2 protein-coding genes are annotated in these 1373 nt (G+C 67.6%); one reads left to right on the forward strand and one right to left on the reverse strand.

Annotated features, from left to right (window positions below; translation table 11 throughout):
* The first annotated feature begins 2 nt into the window (after positions 1-2).
* Positions 3-788 (forward strand): RNA polymerase sigma factor SigF, encoded by a 786-nt coding sequence (locus tag ACFWF3_RS35955; protein ID WP_379318627.1) that lies wholly within the window; start codon positions 3-5, stop codon positions 786-788.
* Positions 789-816: 28 nt separating this feature from the next.
* On the opposite strand, the gene ACFWF3_RS35960 is transcribed toward ACFWF3_RS35955, so the two are convergent.
* Positions 817-1161, reverse strand: coding sequence for an MmcQ/YjbR family DNA-binding protein (locus ACFWF3_RS35960; protein ID WP_379318629.1), 345 nt, complete (start codon positions 1159-1161; stop codon positions 817-819).
* Positions 1162-1373: the final 212 nt, after the last annotated feature.

Genomic DNA, 1373 nt, shown 5'->3' on the forward strand with positions numbered 1-1373 from the left:
GTATCGAGGAGGAGACCGAAACTCCGGAACCGGTGTCGGGGTACGACGACGTCAGCGCCCTGTTCGAGCGTCTCGCGGCGACCGAGCCGGGCAGTGTCGCGCACGCGGTCGCGCGCGATGCGCTGATCAACCGCTGCATTCCGCTGGCCGATCACATCGCCCGCAAATTCAGCGGACGCGGCGAGCCGTTCGACGATCTGTCGCAGGTGGCGCGCGTCGGTCTGGTGCACGCGGTGGACCGGTTCGACCTGAGCCGTGGCTCGAACTTCCTGTCCTTCGCGGTGCCGACGATCATGGGCGAGGTCCGGCGGTATTTCCGGGACAACACCTGGGCGATGCGAGTCCCGCGGCGCGTCAAGGAAACCCACCTGCGGATCGGCGCGGCCGTGGATCAGCTCTCGCAGCGACTGGGCCGCTCCCCCACCGCCAAGGAGATCGCCGCCGAACTCGATGTCGACCCCGACGAGGTCACCCAGGCCGTCATCGCGGGCAATGCCTATCAGCCGACGTCGATCGACGCGGCCTCGATCGGGCGCGACAGCGACGCGTCGCTGCTCGACACGCTCGGCGAGGAAGAGTCGCAGTTCGACCGGGTCGAGGAGTACATCGCGGTGCGGCCACTGCTGGCGGGCCTGCCCGAACGGGAGCGCCGCATCCTGACCATGCGATTCTTCGAGTCGATGACGCAGACACAGATCGCGTCGCAGCTGGGGATCTCGCAGATGCACGTGTCCCGGATTCTCGCGAAAACCCTGGCGCGCCTGCGCGAATTGTCCGAACGGGACTGACTCGGGGACAGGACAACGGCGTCCTCTCCTATGCACCCTGCCTCGCGCGCCGCAGCTTCGCGGGTGCGCGCAGCCACCAGGCACTGTCGAGTAGCTCGGCGAGCTGCTGTGGGTCGACCACGTCGAGGTCGATGAGGATGTACGGGTACCCGTCATAGTGTGGGGTCGTGTAGAAAGCTGGGTCGCCGGAAGCCAGCAGCGCTTCCTTCTCCGTGGGCTCACACAGCAGCACGAGGCCGCCTTCGGCCTCATTACGCAGTCGAGCGAAGCTCTTGCCGCCGACATTCAGGCCGGGACTGCGCCACCAGGTGCCTTCCGCCACACCCGGTAGTGCCGTCGCCATCGCGACCACCTGATCCCATGTCATCGCCATACGCCGATTCTCCGCTCGGCGCTCGCTCCTCGCTTGGACAAATGGAACGGCGCCGCCCCCGTGCGGGGGACGGCGCCGTCGTACTGTCGCGGCTACTTCTTGCGCAACGTCGCCAGGAACATGGCGTCGGTGCCGTGGCGATGCGGCCACAGCTGCGCGGAGGGGCCGTCACCGAGATCGGTGACACCGGGCAGGAACTCGCGGCTGTCGAG

Origin of the sequence: Nocardia sp. NPDC060220 (assembly GCF_042727815.1) — a bacterium.
GTDB lineage: Bacteria > Actinomycetota > Actinomycetes > Mycobacteriales > Mycobacteriaceae > Nocardia.